General features: G+C 50.2%; 12 protein-coding genes. 9 read left to right on the forward strand and 3 right to left on the reverse strand.

The window, feature by feature from the left end; all coding sequences use genetic code 11:
* Positions 1-660 precede the first annotated feature (660 nt).
* From ACJ8IN_RS18555 to rfbD, 9 genes are all read left to right on the forward strand, one after another.
* A complete protein-coding gene (locus tag ACJ8IN_RS18555) occupies positions 661-3666 on the forward strand; it encodes a beta strand repeat-containing protein (RefSeq protein WP_161764243.1) in 3006 nt (1001 codons plus the stop codon).
* Positions 3667-4055: 389 nt separating this feature from the next.
* On the forward strand, positions 4056-5828 hold the full coding sequence (locus ACJ8IN_RS18560) for a type I secretion system permease/ATPase (RefSeq protein ID WP_197802588.1): 1773 nt from the start codon (positions 4056-4058) through the stop codon (positions 5826-5828).
* A 52-nt stretch (positions 5829-5880) separates the two neighbouring features.
* Positions 5881-7212, forward strand: coding sequence for an HlyD family type I secretion periplasmic adaptor subunit (locus tag ACJ8IN_RS18565; RefSeq protein WP_033637755.1), 1332 nt, complete (start codon positions 5881-5883; stop codon positions 7210-7212).
* A gap of 2 nt (positions 7213-7214) precedes the next feature.
* A complete protein-coding gene (locus ACJ8IN_RS18570) occupies positions 7215-8591 on the forward strand; it encodes a TolC family outer membrane protein (protein ID WP_016928415.1) in 1377 nt (458 codons plus the stop codon).
* A gap of 274 nt (positions 8592-8865) precedes the next feature.
* Positions 8866-10290: a mannose-1-phosphate guanylyltransferase/mannose-6-phosphate isomerase gene (locus ACJ8IN_RS18575; protein WP_060421556.1), complete on the forward strand. Its 1425-nt coding sequence runs from the start codon at positions 8866-8868 to the stop codon at positions 10288-10290.
* A 12-nt stretch (positions 10291-10302) separates the two neighbouring features.
* On the forward strand, positions 10303-11676 hold the full coding sequence (cpsG, locus tag ACJ8IN_RS18580) for a phosphomannomutase CpsG (protein ID WP_060421559.1): 1374 nt from the start codon (positions 10303-10305) through the stop codon (positions 11674-11676).
* 176 nt (positions 11677-11852) lie between these two features.
* The gene (galE, locus tag ACJ8IN_RS18585; protein WP_033654601.1) at positions 11853-12866 is read left to right on the forward strand and encodes a UDP-glucose 4-epimerase GalE; all 1014 of its coding nucleotides are present in this window, start codon (positions 11853-11855) and stop codon (positions 12864-12866) included.
* 681 nt (positions 12867-13547) lie between these two features.
* The gene (rfbC, locus tag ACJ8IN_RS18590; RefSeq protein ID WP_033642476.1) at positions 13548-14081 is read left to right on the forward strand and encodes a dTDP-4-dehydrorhamnose 3,5-epimerase; all 534 of its coding nucleotides are present in this window, start codon (positions 13548-13550) and stop codon (positions 14079-14081) included.
* Positions 14081-14959, forward strand: coding sequence for a dTDP-4-dehydrorhamnose reductase (gene rfbD, locus ACJ8IN_RS18595; RefSeq protein ID WP_060421562.1), 879 nt, complete (start codon positions 14081-14083; stop codon positions 14957-14959). The genes rfbC and rfbD overlap by 1 nt, the downstream gene beginning before the upstream one ends.
* An 88-nt stretch (positions 14960-15047) precedes the next feature.
* Here rfbD and ACJ8IN_RS18600 read toward each other — a convergent pair whose 3' ends face one another.
* From ACJ8IN_RS18600 to wecB, 3 genes are read right to left on the reverse strand one after another with little or no spacing between them, the layout of a single operon-like run.
* Positions 15048-15872 carry a glycosyltransferase gene (locus ACJ8IN_RS18600; protein ID WP_072269470.1) on the reverse strand — a complete coding sequence of 275 codons (825 nt, stop codon included), beginning with the start codon at positions 15870-15872 and terminating at the stop codon, positions 15048-15050.
* Positions 15853-16938: a glycosyltransferase gene (locus ACJ8IN_RS18605; RefSeq protein ID WP_060421569.1), complete on the reverse strand. Its 1086-nt coding sequence runs from the start codon at positions 16936-16938 to the stop codon at positions 15853-15855. The genes ACJ8IN_RS18600 and ACJ8IN_RS18605 overlap by 20 nt, the downstream gene beginning before the upstream one ends.
* Positions 16935-18047 (reverse strand): non-hydrolyzing UDP-N-acetylglucosamine 2-epimerase, encoded by a 1113-nt coding sequence (gene wecB / locus ACJ8IN_RS18610; RefSeq protein WP_161764245.1) that lies wholly within the window; start codon positions 18045-18047, stop codon positions 16935-16937. The genes ACJ8IN_RS18605 and wecB overlap by 4 nt, the downstream gene beginning before the upstream one ends.
* Positions 18048-18073 lie beyond the last annotated feature (26 nt).

Below are 18073 nucleotides of genomic sequence, written 5' to 3' on the forward strand. Positions count from 1 at the left end.
TTTTTTATTGTTAAATAGTTACGTGAGTGATTATGTCATCGAGAAAATATATTCTCGGCACAGTTGACCCCTTGTAATGACATGGCGGAAGTCAAATTTATTTTTCATTGAGTTCTGTGTTTACACCTCGCGATTATAATATTTTATTTTTTGATTATAGCTAATTATTTCCCTGCTACCTATTTTCAGTTGAAGTTATGACTTATCTCTATTCTATATCCAGAATATAACTTGTGTGAAAGTCTTTAGAGGTAATGCATTGTGCTGACTTCAGGATGTTGATGCTCAGTTTTTTTGGTGTATTTGTAGTGTTGCTATAGCTTTAATTGCTTATTAAAATCGCTGTAATTTATTTTATTTATAACTATTTTGTTGTTTTTTATGTGATCTCAGTATTTTTTATAGATTTTTCTTGTTTAGGAATTTTGTGCGAAAAATATTATCAATGTTAACTATATGGTTTTTGTTTGCTAAAACCTTTCGCCGTCTGCCTTGACATAACCTGAATCTTATCCTTTCTTTTAATTCAGACAGCTTTGCTGTCTTTGTTTGGGTATAACCAGTCGGAATGCATGTTTAGCTGCATTATTAATGAGTTATATCTCTTTTATGCTTCCGATTTTTTATGGCTTCTCAAGTTAGTCCTCTAAGGGGGGAATCATGGCTTCATTGGCGTATCAGAAAGAAGCAGCAGCTATTTTATACGCTGTTTTAGGGAAAAGCGCGTCACACGCTACGTTCGACTCAATAGGTGCGCAATTGCAGCGAGGTGAACTATCTGCCTCAGCATATGTTACTACTTTATTGACTTCTGCGGATGGTGTAGCCCTCTTTAACGGTTTATCAGATTTAAATGCTTTACAAATTGTTTATACAAAAATTTTTGGCTCTGCTGCACCCACCTCAACTTTGCAAGATTACCTGACGGGTAGTACTCTTGCCGAGGCAATGGCTAAAGTTGTAAATCAGGTTCTTGATTATTCGGGATTTGACTCTACTCTATCCGCTGCGCAGACTAGTCTTGATCAGCAAGTAAATGCTGTTCTGTTCCCGTCGGTAAGCGCCGCTGCCCTTGGGCAAGGCGCCTCAGACGTGCAGGCTATCTATTATGTTACTGGGGCGGCTCAATCTGCACTTGGCATAAACAACTATGGAGCGGCTATTAATGCCGGTACGAAAACCTTCGTCCAGGTAGCGCAAGAAATAATTTTCTCTGCAAATCTGACTTCTCTTAGCAATACCGATTATGTGATTCGTTTATTTAAATGGGGTTACGAAAGGTCTCCCTCTGCAACCGAATTATCTAACTATGTCACTGAACTGACTGGAGGGACTTCTCGTGCAGAAGTTCTGATTCAAGTGATTGATTCTCTTCGTGGTACTGTTGCTTCAGGCGATACTACCGCGCAGCAACATTTCAATAGCGCGACTATCAGCTATCAGCCGGGGCAACTGCCTTCATTAAGTTATCAAGAGCAAGTTTCTGCAGTTTATCTTGCAGTTCCGCAGCGTGATATTGATGCTCGTGGATTAGATGATTGGAGTAAGTATTTATCGAAAGGAGCGATGACTTATAAAGGATTTATTGGGACCATATTGAAATCGAGCGAGTTTCAGAAGAAAGGTGCCCAACTAACGGGTGATGACTTTATACAACATGTTTACACTGGGGTACATGGTGTAGCTGCTACAGCCGCGCAGCTTTTGGTGTATAGCTCGTTAGGATCTGATAAGGCACTTATTACTCAGGCTATTATAAACGACCTCCGCAACTCAACGGCCACTGACGTCACGACTGTAACCCAGCAGCATGGTTTCGAGTTCGACATCGGTACTAGCCTGCTGTACAAAACCGCAGCGTCTCTGACGGCAACGGCCGCCGGCGGCAACGCGACGGGCACCGTCAACACAGGCGCATCTCACCAAATTAGCAATGCCGAAACGGCAGTGTTGACGGATGTGCAACTGAACGCCAATGCCGCCAGCATCGTGAACCTGAAGTTCGCCGACCACCTGGCGAATCTGACCATCAACGGCACCAGTGCAGCAACGGTCAACCTGTCTGACAACGGGGTTAACCCTGGTGTCGATATTACTGTTAACAATGGCAACGTGATTCTGAACGCCAGTTCCGGGAATGATGATGTCATCGTAACGTCGACGGCCAATATCGCCACGGGCACCGGCGACTTTAACCTTGGCAACGGCAACGACTCGCTGAAATGGGCGGGGAATGCGGCAACCGGCGCAGCCAACACCGTCGGCGCCGGCATCTCCGCTAATGGCGGCGCGGGTACGGACTCCATCTCCGCCAACTTCATCACCAAAACCGTGGTGACCAACCAAAACGCCTTGGGCGTTCGTACCAGCACCGTGACCAGCAACGCCAACAACTTCTCGAACTTCGAGCAGATCGACCTGACCGGCTATATCGGCAAGTCCGTCGGTACGCTGATTACGACGCCGCTGATCGGTTCACCGACTACCACCAGCGTGACCACGCCAAACAACACCTTTGACTTTGGCCTGACCAACGGCACGTCCACGGTCGAAGGCACCACCGGCGGCACGGTTACGCAGAACGCAGCGGCCACCAATCTGGGCACACAGGGGTTTGTGGTCTCCGGTCTGGCTAACGTCAACGTCATCAACGCCGCCGGCGGCAACGCCGCGCAGTTGGCAGTGAAAGGGGACGCGACCGCTGCCAGTACGCTGAACTTCACCTTTGTCCAGAACGCCACCGATCACTTCAATATCAACTTCGATGCGGTGAGTTCTGCCAACGTGAATGCCGGCGCCATCACTCTCAACAGCAGCAGCAGCGCCTTGTTGGGCACCGCTCTGACCACGGTTAACGTGGCCTCGGGCGGTACCGGCAGCTTTGACAATATTCTGTCATTGGCCGGCACCAATGCGCAGGTTCAGACCATCAACGTGACCGGTGATCACGCGCTGGATCTGACGGTGGGCAGCGGTTTCAGCAACGTGCGTGATATCAATGCGTCCACCAATACCGCGGGGCTGAATCTCGACTCCAGCCATGGCGGTACCGGTGACGGTATCATCATTCAGTTGCTGAACATTCTGCCGCTGAGCGTTGTCACCACCAACCTGTTGGCACCGGTGTTGACGGCGTTGGGCCTGAACGGTTACCAAATGACCGTAGAAGGTACCAGTGCTGCCGATACTCTGGGCGTGATTGGCAACACCACGCTGACCGGCGGCGCAGGTGCCAACACCTACGACATCAAGGCCAGTAACACGCAGGCGGGTGTGACCATCAAGGACTTTAATAGCCTCAAGGACTCGATTGTCGACGTGAACCATGGCGGCCTGACTATCTCCGATGACGCCAGCGGCACCGCGGTAGCGAACTACGGTACGCGTTCTGCCGACACGTTGGATGCATTGTTGGGGACACTGGTGGGCGGTTTGACCAATGGCGTTATCGGCCTGCTGGGCGGTATTCTTGGCCTGGATAGCAGCAACTCGCTGACGTCGAAAGTGGGTGTGGCATCCGTTGTATTCAGCGGTGGCGGTAACACTGCCAGCTCTTACGTGATTATCGACAACAACGATAACCACTCGCTGGACCTCAACGATACCGTGGTATACCTGACTGGGCAAAACCACCAGCAATTGGTGGATACGCTGCACTACGCGTAAGTATGAGTTCCAGTGGGTTATAATTCCCATTGAAACTGTTAGTCAATAAATAATACGGGGTGTATAAACACCCCGTGTTCTTTGAAATTTGTGAACTACGTCATTATCTCTAATTTATTCCCTTTCGTACTAAACCCGCTTTGCCCCGCCTGTTATTTACCCCACTGTTTTCATTTGTTTTTTTCTGTGGTTTGTGATGCGATTTTTTTTGCTTACGGCCTTGCTGGTATCTGCTTTCTCTACCTATAGTTAGAAAAAGTATCTGCAGTCTCGAGCATGTCTGGGGTGGGGTTCTTTAGGATTTATTTTATTTTTCCCTTTTTAGGATTTTCCTTATAAGAGTCCAATGCGGATTTTGACTGACAGTGCACATGATGTAAGGGCAGAAAGTGAATCAATTTATACCGCGCAATGAAATTGCGGATGTTATACGGACTCGCAGCAAGGTTTTCTGGACCGTTGGCATATTTACCGCATTTATTAATTTATTAATGCTAGTTCCTTCTATCTATATGCTCCAGGTTTATGACCGGGTGCTTCCTTCTCGCAATGAAATCACGCTGTTGATGCTGACGCTGATCATGCTGGGCATGTTCGGCATGATGTCGCTGTTGGAATACGTGCGCAGCATGGTGGTGATCCGCATCGGCAGCCAGCTGGATATGCGGCTCAACACGCGGGTCTATACCGCGGCCTACGAGGCGAATCTGAAAAACGGCTCGTCTGATGCCGGCCAGATGCTGAGCGATTTGACCAATCTGCGCCAATTCCTCACCGGCAGCGCGCTGTTCGCCTTCTTTGATGCGCCGTGGTTTCCAATCTATCTGTTGGTGATATTCCTCTTTAACCCTTGGTTGGGGCTTTTCGCTCTGGTCGGTGCGCTGTTGCTGATCGCATTGGCGGTGATCAACGAAATGGTGTCGAAAAAGCCGCTGGCGGAAGCCAGCAAGCTGTCGATTATGTCCGGGACGCTGGCCAGCACCAATCTGCGCAATGCCGAAGTGATCGAAGCTTTGGGGATGTTGCCCAACCTGAAACGCCGGTGGTTCGGTCTGCACCAGCGGTTCTTGAACAGTCAGCGCATCGCCAGCGAACGCGCATCGCGGGTCACGTCGATCACCAAGTTTGTGCGCATGTCGCTGCAATCATTGGTGCTGGGGCTGGGGGGCTGGCTGGCGATCGATGGGCACATCACGCCCGGTATGATGATCGCCGGTTCCATTCTGATGGGGCGAACCCTGGCGCCGATTGAGCAGGTTATTAACGTCTGGAAGAGCTACAGCGCGGCGAAGCTTTCTTATGGCCGGTTGGTCAAGCTGCTGGAAACGCATCCGCAACGGGGTACCGGCATGTCCTTGCCGCGCCCGGAAGGGGTGCTGGCCGTAGAAGGCGTCACCGCCACGCCGCCGGGATCCCAAGGCGATGCGGTATTGCATAACGTGAGTTTTGCCATCCAGCCCGGTGACGTGCTGGGGATCATTGGCCCGAGCGCATCGGGGAAATCGACGCTGGCGCGTTTGCTGGTCGGCATTTGGCCGGTCAGCGAAGGGATTGTTCGGTTGGATAATGCCGACATCTATCAGTGGAACAAGGATGAGTTGGGGCCGTATATCGGCTATCTGCCACAGGACATTGAGCTGTTTGCCGGGACTATCGCCGAGAATATCGCCCGCTTTAACGATATCGACTCAGAGAAAGTCATTGAAGCCGCCAAGCTGGCCGGCGTGCACGAACTGATCCTGCGTTTCCCTAACGGCTACGATTCGGTGCTTGGCAGCGGTGGCGCTGGGCTGTCCGGTGGACAGAAACAGCGTATCGGCCTGGCGCGCGCATTGTATGGCGACCCTTCGCTGGTGGTATTGGATGAGCCTAACTCCAACCTGGACGATGCGGGCGAGAAAGCGTTGAACCAGGCCATTATGTTCCTCAAGCAACGTAATAAAACGGTGGTTCTGATTACCCATCGCACCAATTTGCTGTCGATGACCAGCAAGCTGTTGCTCCTGGTAAATGGCAACGTCAACGCATTCGGCCCGACTCAACAAGTGCTTCAGGCGTTAGCCAATGCGCAAAAAGCGCAGACGCAACCGCCTCAGCAAGCGGTGAGGGCGGTAAATTCCGAGCCGGATGAAGGCAATATCCCGAAAACGCAAATTAATTAAGCCGTGAATTGCCTGACGGCTTTATTGCCGTCCGCAGTTTAAAGGAGTTGGTATGTCGACGCACATTGGCGAGCCGCAAGACTCGTATATTGAAGAGATCCCGCAGGATGAACGGCGGTTTACCCGGATGGGCTGGCTGGTGGTGGGAATTGGTCTGTTCGGATTTTTGGCCTGGGCAGCGTTCGCGCCTCTGGATAAAGGGGTGGCATCGCCGGGATCGGTAACCGTTTCCGGCAACCGCAAAACGGTGCAGGCCCCGGCCAGCGGCATCATCAAGAATATCGCGGTGAAAGACGGCGACAAGGTGAAAGCCGGTGAAGTCCTGGTGCAGTTGAGCCAGGTGCAGGCACAGGCGCAGGTCGATTCCCTGCGCGACCAGTACTACACCACGCTGGCCACCGAAGGGCGTTTACTCGCCGAGCGCGACGGTCTGAGCAACGTCACTTTTTCCCCTATTTTTGCCCAGATCAAAACTCAGCCGCGCGTGGCTGAAATCATCGCGTTGCAAACGCAGCTGTTCGCCTCCCGCCGCCAGGGGCTGCAAAGTGAAATTGACGGTTATAAGCAGTCGATGGACGGGATTCGTTTCCAATTGAAAGGCCTGCAGGATTCGCGCGCCAACAAGCAGATTCAACTTTCCAGCCTGCGTGAGCAGATGAACAGCATGAAGCAACTGGCGGCGGACGGCTACCTGCCGCGCAACCGCTACCTGGAAGTGCAGCGTCAGTTTGCCGAGGTGAACAGCAGCATCGATGAAACCGTCGGGCGGATTGGCCAGCTGCAAAAGCAGCTGCAGGAATCTCAGCAGCGTATCGACCAGCGTTTCGCCGACTATCAGCGCGAGGTCAGAACGCAACTGGCGCAAACCCAAATGGACGCCAGCGAGTTTCGCAATAAGCTGCAAATGGCCGATTTCGATCTGGGCAACACTGCCATCACCTCACCGGTGGACGGCACCGTGGTCGGATTGAATATCTTCACTCAGGGGGGCGTCGTGGGAGCGGGTGACCACCTGATGGACGTTGTACCCAGCCAGGCGACATTGGTGGTGGATTCTCGCCTCAAAGTCGACCTGATCGATAAGGTGTACAACGGGTTGCCGGTGGATCTGATGTTTACCGCCTTCAACCAAAACAAAACCCCGAAAATTCCGGGAACGGTCACGTTGGTTTCCGCCGATCGCCTGGTCGACAAAGCCAACGGCGAGCCTTACTACCAGATGCAGGTCACGGTCTCGCCGGAGGGCATGAAGATGCTCAGTGGCGAGGACATCAAGCCGGGGATGCCGGTGGAGGTGTTCGTGAAAACGGGGTCGCGCTCGCTGCTGAGCTATCTGTTTAAACCTATTTTGGATCGCGCTCATACTTCATTAACCGAGGAATAATTTTGATTCAATCAAAACGACAGGCTGCCGGTCTGGTTATCGGCACCCTTTTGTTTGCGATATCTGCGCCGGTTTATTCGATAGGGATTTTAGACGCATATTCGCTGGCATTAGAAAAGGACCCGACTTTCCGGGCGGCTATAAAAGAGAAAGAAGCGGGAGATGAGAACGAAAACATCGGCAGGGCGGGGCTGCTGCCGAAAGTGTCGCTGAACTATCAGAATTCGCCGCGCAACTGGCAGACGCAAAAATATCCGCAGAGCGACTTTTTCGGCAATGTTTCGGAGGTCACCCGGCGGCAGCAATATCGCAGTTATTCCAGTTCGATCACGCTGACGCAGCCGCTGTTCGATTATGAAGCGTACGCGCGCTACAAAGCCGGCGTAGCGCAGACGATGATGTCGGACGAGCGCTATCGCGGTAAGTTGCTGGATCTTGCGGTTAGGGTGATTAACGCCTATGTCGAAGTGGCCTATTCCAAGGATCAAATCGCGTTGGCCGAGGCGCAAAAGGCGGCTTACAAGGAACAGCTGACCTTGAACGATCGCCTGATGAGCGCCGGTGAAGGCACCATTACCGACGTATCGGAAACCCAGGCGCGCTACAGCCTGGCCGAAGCGCAGGTCATCGAAGCGCGCGATGCGCTGGATGCCGCGCAGCGCGAATTGGAAGTAATTATCGGCATGCCGCTGAACCAGCTGGATGAGTTGCAGGTGTTGCGGCCGGGCAAGTTCAAGGTGGCGCCGCTGATCCCGTCCAAGTTCGAAGAGTGGCAAAAGATCGCGCTGGAGAATAACCCGGTGCTGGCCGCCTCGCGTCATGGCGTGGATGCCGCCAAGTATGACGTTGAAAGGAATCGGGCGGGCTTTATGCCGCAGGTTCAGCTGTATGCTTCGCATTCGGAAAACGACTCCAGCAGCGATAACACGGTTAACCAGAAATACCGCACCGACAGCATCGGCGTGCAGGTCAGCATGCCTATTTATTCCGGCGGCGGCGTTTCGGCGTCGACCCGGCAGGCGGCGGCGCGCTATGGCCAGGCGATGTATGAGATGGATGCGCAGACGGGCACCACGCTCAACGATCTGCGCAAGCAGTACAATCTGTGCATCAGCAGCCGCGCCAAGGTGGCGGCCTATGAGCTGGCGGTACAATCGGCCACCACACAGGTGACGGCGACCCGGCAAAGCGTGCTGGCCGGGCAACGTGTCAACGTTGACGTGCTCAACGCCGAACAGCAGCTCTATAGCGCCCAGCGCGATCTGGCCTCCGCCAAGTACGCCTACATCAAGTCGTGGATTACCTTGCTGAGCGACTCCGGTACGTTGGATGAAAAAGATGTTATGCGGGTAGCGCAGTATTTTGCCCGCAGTCGCTAGCAACATATTCACTATGAGCATTAATCTGAAAGAGCAGCACTATGCTGCTCTTTTTTGCGTTAATACGTTATGTTATTGGCTGGTAGTTCCTTCTGTATTTATACTTACCTGGTTTATTTTTATACATAATTTTCTGTTAAGGAACGGTAGGTTAGAAGGATGCATGCTTTTCGCAAAGTGTAACGATTGGTTAATATCCGTACGAATTTTAGAGTGATGCTGCTGACGTGCGGCGGCGTCCTTGTAAGAACGATGGCTGAGTAAAGGGTAGATAATGTCCAAACTAATTCCTGTGGTTATGGCCGGTGGTACTGGGAGTCGTCTGTGGCCGATGTCGCGAGAATCGTTTCCTAAACAGTTTTTATCTATTGATGACAGCGGGGTGAGCCTGCTGCAACAAACGTTACAGCGTTTGTCGGGTCTGACCGGTATCGAAGTTGCTGCTCCTCTGGTCATCTGCAACGAGGAACACCGTTTTTTAGTTGCCGAACAATTACGTGAAATTGGACAATTAGCGACCAATATTATTTTAGAGCCCGTAGGGCGTAATACTGCCCCAGCAGTGGCGTTAGCCGCTCATCTTGCTGCAGAGGAAGACGAAGAGAGTATGCTTTTGGTGCTGGCAGCGGACCATCTGATCACCAAAGTGGATAATTTTCACGCGGCTATTCAGACGGCTATTTCGTTTGCAGAAAACAACCAATTGGTCACGTTTGGCATTATCCCTGAGCACCCTGAAACGGGCTATGGCTATATTAAGCGTGGCGAGCACCTTTCCAATGCATGTTTCAAAGTTGATTCGTTCGTTGAGAAGCCGCGTTTGGAGAAAGCGGTCGAATACCTCGCCAGCGGTGATTACAGCTGGAATAGCGGTATGTTTATGTTCAAGACGGCCAAATTCCTGCAGGAACTGCGGCAGTTCAGTCCTGAAATTTTCAGCACAACCCAGCAGTCTGTGAGCAACAGTCAACGCGACATGAATTTTATCCGGGTTGAGCAAGACATCTTCAAGCACTGCCCTAGTGACTCCATCGACTATGCGGTGATGGAAAAGACACATGACGCGGTGGTGATTCCTATTGATGCGGGCTGGAGTGACGTCGGTTCCTGGTCCTCATTGTGGGGAGTGTCAAAGAAGGATCATTTGGGTAATGTCAACGTGGGTGAAATTATCTCAATCGATTCCAATGATAACTACATTTCCTCTGAGTCCGCGTTGGTGGCGACCATCGGGTTGGAAAACCTGGTTGTGGTCAACACCAGTGATGCCTTGCTGATCGCTCACAAGGACAAGGTGCAGGATGTGAAGAAAGTGGTTGATGAGCTTAAAAAACGCAATCTTCATCATTTTCGCCAGCATTCCACCGCCTATCGTCCCTGGGGCAAGATTTGCGATATCGACAGCGGCACGCACTTCCAGGTGAAGAAAATCATTGTGCGGCCAGGGGAGGGGCTGTCGGTACAACGCCATCTCCACCGCGCCGAACATTGGGTCGTCGTGAGTGGGACAGCAAGAGTTAACGTTGATGATCAAGAGTTCTTCTTGTCGGAAAATCAGTCTACCTTCATTCCTCCGGGCAGTGTCCATACGTTAGAAAACCCGGGAAAAATCGATTTGGAAATGATCGAGGTCAGGTCGGGGCACTATCTGGAAGAAGATGATATTGAGCGTTTGCAAGATCGCTATGGCAGAGTTTAATAGGGTTTGGTAATGCAAAAATTGACGTGTTTTAAAGCTTATGACATTCGGGGAAAGCTGGGCGAAGAGCTGAATGAGGACATCGCGTATCGTATTGGACGCGCCTACGGCGAGTTTTTGAAGCCCCAAAATATCGTGTTGGGCAGCGATGTTCGGTTAACCAGTGAAAGCCTGAAACTGGCGCTGGCGAAGGGTTTGCAGGATGCGGGCACTGATGTGATAGACATCGGCTTAACCGGTACCGAAGAAATCTATTTCGCCACAACCTATTTAAAAACGGATGGTGGCGTGGAAGTCACCGCCAGCCACAACCCGATCGATTACAACGGCATGAAGTTGGTGCGTGATGGCTCTCGGCCGATTAGCGGCGATACCGGGTTACGGGCGATCCAAGAACTGGCGGAGAAAAACCAATTTCAGGCCCCGCCTGCAATGCGCGGTAGCTATGTTCGCCAGGACGTATTAGGGGCTTATGTAGAACACATTCTGTCCTACGTCGACGTGAAAAATTTCAAACCATTGAAGCTGGTGATCAACTCGGGCAACGGTGCGGCGGGGCATGTGATCGATGCTATTGAAGCGCAACTGAAGGCGCGGGGCGTGCCGCTGGAGTTTATCAAGGTGCATCACCAGCCGGACGGCACTTTCCCTAACGGTATTCCCAACCCATTGCTGCCTGAGTGTCGCGCGGATACCGCCGATGCGGTGCGTGAGCATAGCGCTGATATGGGCATCGCGTTCGACGGCGATTTCGACCGCTGCTTCCTGTTCGATGAAAAAGGCGATTTTATTGAGGGTTATTATATCGTCGGCTTGCTGGCGGAGGCCTTCTTGCAGAAACAGCCGGGCGCGAAGATCATCCACGATCCACGTCTGAGTTGGAACACCGTCGATGTAGTCACCGATGCCGGGGGCGTACCCGTGATGTCGAAAACCGGCCATGCTTTCATTAAGGAACGCATGCGTGCGGAAGATGCCATTTATGGCGGAGAGATGAGCGCTCACCACTATTTCCGTGATTTTGCTTATTGCGACAGCGGCATGATCCCGTGGCTTCTGGTCGCTGAACTGGTCAGTGTGAAGGGACAAACTCTGGGGCAACTGGTACAGGATCGCATTGCCGCCTACCCGTCTTCCGGTGAGATCAATATCAAACTGGCTCAGCCAGACGTATCCATTGAAAGCGTTAAACAACACTATTTACCGCATGCCGATGAGGTAGACTACACAGATGGCATCAGCATGGCGTTCGCAGGCTGGCGTTTCAATCTGCGTTCCTCCAATACGGAACCTGTGGTACGTCTTAATGTCGAGTCGCGGGCCGATGTTGCACTGATGCAAGAAAAAACCGACGAGATTTTGGCGCTGTTGGCCGCAGGGTCGTAATGTTTGTTTGAGGTTTTGCGATAAGTCAGTGATGAGGGCGGTTTTTACCGCTCTCGCTTAGAGGTTGTTGTGATACCTTTGAGTTGCGATCCAGGCCTGTTTAGGCGACTTGGCAGGTAGCTTTCTTAAAATACGAAGAGATATCTTTCGGTACAACCGAGGTATAAGAGGTTGAAATGACAATATTAGTTACCGGTGGTGCCGGTTACATTGGATCTCACACCGTTTTATCTCTGCTGGAACGTGGCGACGACGTGGTGGTGTTGGACAACCTGTCGAACTCGTCAGCGGAATCTTTACACCGCGTAGAGAAACTGACGGGAAAAGCCGCCGTGTTTTACCAAGGCGATGTTCAGGATGCTGAATGCCTGCATCGCATCTTTGAAGCGCACACGATTACCGCTGTGATCCACTTCGCCGGCCTTAAGGCCGTTGGGGAATCTACGCGTAAACCGCTGGAATACTACCAGAATAATGTTACCGGAACGCTGGTGTTACTGGACGCCATGCGCCGTGCCGGCGTGCATGATTTCATCTTCAGTTCCTCCGCCACTGTCTATGGCGCCAATTCGCCGGTGCCCTATGTGGAGACGACACCGATCGGCGGGACAACCAGCCCTTATGGCACGTCCAAGTTGATGGTGGAGCAGATCCTGCAAGATTTCGCTAAGGCTGAACCGCAATTTTCGATTATTGCCTTGCGTTACTTCAATCCGGTGGGGGCTCACGAGTCCGGACTAATTGGCGAAGATCCTAACGGTATCCCCAACAACTTGCTGCCTTACATCTCACAGGTGGCTATCGGCAAGTTGGAAAAGCTGGGCATTTTCGGCGGAGATTATCCGACGAAGGACGGCACGGGAGAGCGCGATTACATCCATGTCATGGATTTGGCTGAAGGCCACCTGAAAGCCATGGATCATTTGCCGAAGATCAACGGATTCAAGGCTTATAACCTGGGGGCTGGCGTAGGGCACTCGGTGCTGGCGATGGTTCAGGCGTTTGAAAAAGCGTCCGGCGTAACGATCCCTTACCAAATATTACCTCGCCGCGACGGCGATTTGCCTGCTTTCTGGGCGAACGCCGATCTGGCTTATCAGGAGTTGGGCTGGAAAGTCAGTCGGGGTATCGATGACATGATGCGCGATACCTGGAACTGGCAGAAGAAAAATCCGCAAGGATACCGTTAAACAGCGCTGATTAAAAATATCGATTGTTGGTAGTCTGGGCGGTGCTCCGACAGCCACAAGGCTATCGGAATCTAATAAACAAGAAGAGCACCGATCAGCGAGGGTTTATCACCCTCGATTTTTTATGGGCTTTATCTGATAATAATCAGCACTTCCTTATGAAAAATCCGCGCTATCAGATTATACTGGTGCCATTGAAGATACTTTGTTGGGACGATATGTCGTTATGGCATAAAACCGCAGGGTATTGCTGGTCACGGTATCTGGTGTGTGAATATGAGATGTTCCCTCCTGGAAATGCCTTGTTGAAGATCTGTTGAGAGAGACAAGAGCAGCGAGTATGTTAGCCTATCAGGCTTGTGAAGCTTTAAACTCCACCATTTCACTTACTTTGCATCAGTAAGGTACACTGAAGTTTTGCGCTAATGGTAGTGAGTATCAAGGCGTTGAGAGGAAGACGCTGTGGTTGGTCACGGATTTTATCAATCGTTTACCTCAAAATGATGCTTCCTGGCTCCCTTGTTTGCCTCTGTTCTCATGTTGTTAACAGGTGGCGGTAAGGAGGATTAGGCTTTGTTTACGTTTTTCGCCATCACGCCAATAAAGCTAAGATGTTGTAATTGACTGTATTTTGCGAGAATTTTTTGAGCACAAATTCTCGCGTCTTATGAGGTACGCAGAATGCAGGTTATCGATACTAAAATCGATGGAGTCAAAGTCATTCAACCAACGGTATTCAGTGATACTCGCGGTTTTTTTATGGAAACGTTCGAGAAGCGTCGCTTTCAAGACATGCTGGATATTGATTTGGACTTCGTCCAAGACAATTATTCACGCTCTTCTCGGGGGGTTTTGCGCGGATTGCACTATCAAGATATCAAGCCGCAAGGCAAGTTGGTTCGTGTGGTGCGGGGCGAAGTTTATGATGTTGCAGTAGATATTCGCCCAGACTCACCCACATTTGGCAAGTGGGAAGGCATTGTGCTATCGGAAGAGAACAAAACTCAGCTTTGGATCCCGCCAGGTTTGGCCCACGGTTTTGTCGTGCTTTCTGAGATCGCGGATTTTGAATATAAGTGCACGGATTACTATTCGCCAGAACATGAAAGGTGCCTGATGTGGAATGATCCCGATGTCGGCGTGGCCTGGCCTGTTCGGCACCCTGTTTTGTCGGAAAAGGACAAGAACGGCAAATTTCTCAGAGAACTGATTTAATGAGAGTTCTTTTAACCGGGGCTAAAGGGCAGGTCGGGCGCTGTTTTATCGATCGGGTACCCGCCGATTGGGTTATTTTAGCGGCCGACCGCAATACGATGGACATTTCCAAACTGGAGCAGGTTAAGGCTGTCGTCCAGGAGTTTAAACCGACGGCGATCATCAATGCTGCAGCCTATACCGCCGTTGATAAAGCGGAACAAGATTGCGAGGCTGCGTTGTTAGCCAACGTTGTCGGCCCAGCCAATTTGGCCATGGTTGCAAACGCAATGGAGTGCCGACTGCTTCATATTTCTACAGATTATGTTTTCGATGGCCTGGGCAGGCTTCCATACAATGAGTTGGCTGGAACTCGCCCACTGTGCATTTACGGGAAAACCAAGCGTGATGGCGAATTGGCGATCGTCTCAGAAATGCAAGATGCGATAATTCTTCGCACTTCCTGGGTTTTCAGTGAATATGGCGAAAATTTCGTTAAAACCATGCTGAGGTTGGCAAAGCAACGTGAATCTCTTGATATCGTAGCCGATCAACGCGGTTGCCCGACATATGCAGGGGACATCGCAGACGCGATGATAAAAATGTTGCTTTGTGAGGCTCAGGGAGGGATCTATCACTTCTGCGGGGATGAAGAGGTCTGCTGGAGTGAGTTTGCGGAGCACATATTTAAAGTTGCCGCGGAGGTGGGGGCGATTTCTCGCATGCCAAAGGTCAGTAAAATAACATCAGAACAATATGTGACTTTGGCCAAACGTCCTAAATATTCAACCTTGAGTTGCAATAAAATCAATGGGATAGGTATTCCTTCTTCTAACTGGCAGTCAGCCCTGGAATACGTGATTTCTCAATTGAGAAAAATAGGTTACTTACAAGAGTAATGTCGGCACTGCGAGGGTGAGCATGATGTATTTTGTTCTTTTCATGCTCACCCGGCAGTAATTGGCGCATAGCTTATTCGCTATGGAGTTACCAAATTTTCCAGCCGTGAATATTAAAGAAAGTAATCATTGAACGTGAAAATAGCTTAATATGTACCCAGCCTTTGCGTGCGGCATGGCCACCGTAATGTACTACTTTGACATCAGGGACATAGGCGATTCTGGTAATTTTTCCCGCACGGATGCTGAGATCGAAATCCTCGAAGTAGAGAAAAAATTTGGGATTGAATCCGGATACTTCTTTCAGTACGGAGTAGCGGAAAAACATAAAGCAACCGCTCACAATCGGTGGGTCGAAATAAACATCGTGCGGTGTCAGCGTATCAGCCATTTCATAGCTACGGAGATAATTTTTGAAAAAGCGCTTTCCTTTAACCGACGCAAAGAAACGTAATAGATATACAAACACAGAAGGATATCGTTTACATAAATACTGTGTTTCGCCGTTCCCCCAAGTTGCATAAGGCGTAATTAAACCACATTCAGGATGCTTATCCATAAAGGAAAATGCATTCTCTAATGCATTCTTATCCATCTCTAAATCAGGATTTAATATAAGGGTGTATTTTGACTTAATAGCTAAGCTTAAATTATGTGACACTCCAAAGCCAGGGTTGTCTGGTCGCGATATGTAATTTCCGGGAATGACGTCAAGGAACTCTTTAATTAGCGAAGTGACTGCAGGCTCAGTAGTTGGCGAGTTATCAACAACCAATAAATAACAGTCGTGTGCTTTAAAAACGTTTGTCTCAACAAGTGCGGCAAGGGTTTTTCTTAAATCTACAAGATTCGGTTTGAAAATTACTAATGAGATTGTAAGAAATTTTTCATCTTCAATAGCCGGTAAAGACATGAGAGAATCGTCCACTCCATCTTGGGATGTCGTTTGGTTTTTTAGGTGCAGGAAAAACTAGCGTGTTGTCAGGTATAGTAATGCTTAGCGTTGCGTCAGAATTGTAGGCTTCTTCTTTGTGATGCCATAGCATCTCGCCAAATGGAGTCGATAGTATGGCTTTCCCTGCCAACCTGTATTCGTAGAATTTAACAGGGTCGACATATTTAGTAATGTCGTTCTGCAAAAACGGAATAATCACATAATCAAATGTGGATATCTTATTCATTACCTGGGGGTGTGGAATGGGCGGCTCCAGGATGATATTTTGAGGTAAGCTTTCCGGAATTCCTGTTTTTCTTGGCCCTACCAGGTTTATGATTGCTTCCGGATTTTTAGTGGCTAACTCGAACACCCACTTCCAGTCAAACCAGCTTGCGATTGTGCCGATATAGCCAAATGTGATTTTTTCATGCGATGCTTTCGGGATATGAATTTTCTGCAAGTCATCTGAACACGCATTCAACACCAACTCAGTTTTGCTGGGGGCGATAGACGAAAATTTCTCAATTAAGGCATGGCTTGAACAGAATATGCGGTCAACTTGTCGGGCGATTTCTTTTTCAAGATTAGCCGTATTTTTCTTTGATAGGCCAGAATAAAACGAAGGGAAATCATCCATGGCGTCATACCACACTTGCCGCCATTTAAATTGCTTGATAAGCATGTTGGCCAGCAGACAGGGTTTGCCGATAACCAGGGTGGTATCTTCAGATATAAAATTCTTTATATCGTCAATGATTTTCTTTATTTTCCCTTGGTTGAACAGCTTAAACAACGCAGGTAGCGGCTCCACGGGGGCTACAAAACCCAACCGAGCCAGTTGCAGGCCCTCTATCAAATCCAATCCTGCAGGTTCAGGGGCATGACGGCCGGGGGTCAGATCGGCGAGGGTAGGAAAACGACTAGGATAAGGCTCAATCCACAAAAGTTCCTGGGTGGCATGGGTCAGCGCGTATTTGGCGAAAAAATGAGGGCGCTGACTTATGCTCAACCAGGGAACCGCTGAAAGATAGACGATTTTCATTGGCATTGTTTAGTAAAGAAATTGCGGACGATACGGACGATACGCTGGCTGGACTCACCATCACCGTAAGGAGAGCTTCCTTTTGCCATTTCTTGATAGGCCTGAGGGCTATCAAGCAGCAAAGACGCTTCTCTTACGATGTCCGCTTGTTCCGTTCCGATTAATTTCACCACTCCTTCCGAGACGGCTTCTGGGCGCTCAGTATCGCGACGTAAGACCAAGACGGGTTTGCCCAAGGCCGGAGCTTCTTCTTGCACGCCGCCAGAGTCGGAAAGAATCAGGTAGGCATTCTTCATGGCGGCAACGAAAGGGCCATAGTCAAATGGGCTGACCAGCTTAATTCTTTCGTGGTCTTTTAACAGACGGTCCGTGACTTCGCGCACGTTTGGGTTGGGGTGAACGGGGAAAAGAATATAGATATCACTATATTTTTCAATAAGTTCAAGAGCCGCGTTGCAGATATTGACAATAGGTTGGCCGAAGTTCTCTCTGCGATGAGAAGTGATAAGAAGCATCCGGGCGTCTTGGGGGATATCGATGCCGATATCAAACGTCTTTTGTGCGGTCGTCAGCAAGGCATCAATCACGGTGTTTCCTGTAACGTGAATATGCTCTGCAGGAATGCCTTCGTGCAAGAGGTTGCTTTTAGATACTTCGGTCGGAGCAAAATGCAAGCGTGCTAAATGTCCGGCAAGAATACGGTTTGCTTCTTCAGGAAAAGGTGAATAGAGGTCGTGTGTGCGCAGCCCCGCCTCGAGATGAGCGAAAGGCACTTTCTTGTAGAAACAGGCCAGGGATGTCACGAAGACGGTCGTCGTATCGCCTTGTGCGATAACCAAATCCGGTGCTGCCTCTTCGAGAGTTCGGTCGATGCTGGTCATCAGGCGCGCGGTCAACTCTGGCAATGTTTGCCCAGGCGTCATGACATTAAGATCATAATCGGCTTCAATTTCGAAAAGTTGGAAAGCCTGATCCAACAGGTCTCGGTGTTGGGCCGTCGCCAATACGCTAACGTCGAATTCGCCGGAGATCTGAAGAGCCTTGATCACCGGCGCCATTTTTATCGCTTCCGGCCGAGTGCCCACAACGCACATAATTTTCTTTAGCATAACTTCCTCAAAAAATTAACATCCCC

Source organism: Serratia sp. CY31944 (genome assembly GCF_052169175.1).
Taxonomy (GTDB): domain Bacteria; phylum Pseudomonadota; class Gammaproteobacteria; order Enterobacterales; family Enterobacteriaceae; genus Serratia; species Serratia sarumanii.